Source organism: Romboutsia faecis (assembly GCF_014323405.1).
In the GTDB taxonomy this organism is placed as follows: Bacteria; Bacillota; Clostridia; order Peptostreptococcales; family Peptostreptococcaceae; genus Romboutsia_E; species Romboutsia_E faecis.
Genome location: NZ_JACRWE010000024.1, coordinates 1 through 2200 on the forward strand (window position 1 = coordinate 1; position 2200 = coordinate 2200).

General features: G+C 24.6%; 1 protein-coding gene. It reads left to right on the forward strand.

All coding sequences use genetic code 11. From position 1 onward, the window contains the following. Positions 1-422: 422 nt before the first annotated feature. Complete coding sequence (gene murJ / locus H8923_RS16890) at positions 423-1946, forward strand: murein biosynthesis integral membrane protein MurJ (protein ID WP_172976775.1); 1524 nt, start codon at positions 423-425, stop codon at positions 1944-1946. Positions 1947-2200 lie beyond the last annotated feature (254 nt).

Consider the following 2200-nt stretch of genomic DNA (forward strand, 5'->3'; position numbering starts at 1 on the left):
TAAAAAAATAAAGTTTCATAAATAACAAAATAATAAAAAAAGAGTGAGTGTAGAGGAATGTTGTTATTCCAATATGTTCACTCTTTTTTATTTCAACTAGTCCCTAAACCTAAATTTAGAGACTTGTTGTATTTTTTAATTACAGGATATTATTTTAGAATAAAGGTCGCAATTGTTAAAAAGTACGAAACAATACTAAAGCACATTTTAGTGTTCATAAAAATATATTCTTAGTTATTAGATTTAGTAGAGGTATAAGTATTTGTACTTACAATTTGACAAAATAAAAAGTTATTAAAAAAATAACAAAAAATATATATAATAAATAAAGTATTCTAATATATTTTCAACTCATATCATTCTTGTATAATCATAGAAAATTTATTATATTTAAATAACTTCATATGAAAAGAGGGGTTCAGATGTCTAAAATATTAAAATCAGCATCAATATTGTTTATCGCAACAATAATATCAAAAATTGTTGGATTTTTAAGAGATTTAGTTATTGGATATGTGTACGGTATGGGGGTTATATCGGATTCATATTTAATGGCATTGAATATTATAACAGTAGCATTTATATCACTATTATGTGTAGCTATTCAAAGTACATATATGCCTATATATACATCAATAAAAGAAAAGAGTGGAAAAGTAAAAGCTTTAAAATTCACAAGCAATGTAATAAATATTATATTTATTATATCATTACTTGTATCAATTTTAGGATGGATTTTCACAGAACCATTAGTTAAATTATTTGCAACAGGATTTGAAGGAGAAAGACTTCAGCTTACTATACAATTAACAAAAATTATTTTATTTTCAGTTGGTTTAGTATGTATAACATACATATTAAAAGCATACTTAGAGATATATGATTACTTCTTGATTACAGGTTTAATGCCTTTACCATATAATATATCAATAATAATATCAGTTTTGCTTAGCAGAACTTTTGGTGTAGAAATTTTAGCATATGGAACTGTATTTGCATTTTTCATTCAAATGATATTTTTAATTCCATTTTGCTGTAAAAAGGGATTCAGGTACAAATTAAATATTGATTTGTTTGATAAAAATATAAAGAAGATGGCTTTAGGTATAGGACCTATTTTAATAGGAGCATCAGCATATCAAATAAATAGTTTAGTAGATAAGAATCTATCATCTTTTTTAGCAGCAGGTTCTTTATCTGCATTAAATTATGCATATAAATTAAATATTTTTGTTACAGGATTATTCGTTGCATCTATAACAGCAGTTATATATCCTGTGTTTTCTAAATTAGCTTCAAAAAGAAATATAAAACAATTAAAGATTACTTTTTGTAAATCTATAAACTCAGTAATATTAATTACTATGCCTATTTCTGTTGGTGCATTTATATTATCTCAACCAATAGTAAGATTACTTTTTGAAAGAGGTGCATTTGATGAAAATGCAACTATTTTAACAGCTCAAGTATTGTCTTGCTATGCTATAGGTATGGTTGCAGGAGGAATGAGAGATGTAGCTATAAGAGTATTTTACTCTTTAGAAGACACGAAAATTCCAATGAAGAATAGTATATTATGTGTTATATCTAATATCATATTTAACTTAATATTAATAAGAACAATGAAAGTATCAGGACTTGCTTTAGGTTCAAGTATTTCTTCAATAATAGCTATATGCTTTTTATTGTTTAATCTTAGAAAGAAAATAGGAAGGTTTAATGCAATGAGCATTTTAATGACACTGCTTAAAACATTTTTAGCATCCTGTGGAATGGCTATTATAGTGTTGAAAATTTTTGCAAAAGTATCCTTAATTAGTGAATTTTTAGGATTAATAGTTTCTGTTAGTATGGGTGCCATAGTATATAGTATAATTATATTAATTTTAAAAGTTGATTCAACTGATTATATTATTAAGATAATCAAATCTAAAATAGCAAAATAATTAATATATTGAAAACCAATGAGAGCATTAGTACATGCTCTTTTTTATTGTTTATTTCAATAAAGTGAAATAAATACAAAATATGATATAATATTGATATTATCTACAAGTAAGGGGGTGAGATAATGAGGAATGCATTAATAAAAGTAGATGATATTGATGAGAGTATTGAATATATAGATACAATTCATAGAGAGAGTAAAGGGTGGATTACAAAGGCTGAAATAAATAAAAATAAAGAATTTAGCCAATGG

Excerpts from the sequence above, each read along its gene's own strand:
- murJ (WP_172976775.1), top strand. The coding sequence starts at position 423 with ATGTCTAAAATATTAAAATCAGCATCAATATTGTTTATCGCAACAATA.